Here is a 208-nt window from a genome sequence, read left to right on the forward strand (position 1 = left end):
GTCGCGGTGGAGGGTGCCGACGGCCGCTCCGGTGTCACCGAGGGTCTCGGTGATGCTGGAGACCAGGACGGGGTGGGCGCTGACCTCGACGAACACGACGCCCGGGGAAGCCAGTTGCTGGATGACCTCGGCCAGGCGCACTTTGCTGCGCAGGTTCCGGAACCAGTACGCCCCGTCCAGTTCGGCGGTGTCCAGTGCGTCGCCGGTC

At 69.7% G+C, this 208-nt stretch carries 1 protein-coding gene; it reads right to left on the bottom strand.

The genetic code is table 11. The features are described 5' to 3' along the window. A partial coding sequence (locus OO67_RS35595; protein ID WP_033305976.1) for an acyltransferase domain-containing protein occupies window positions 1-208 on the bottom strand: 208 nt, incomplete at both ends.

Source organism: Streptomyces atroolivaceus, assembly GCF_000717025.1.
GTDB lineage: Bacteria > Actinomycetota > Actinomycetes > Streptomycetales > Streptomycetaceae > Streptomyces > Streptomyces atroolivaceus.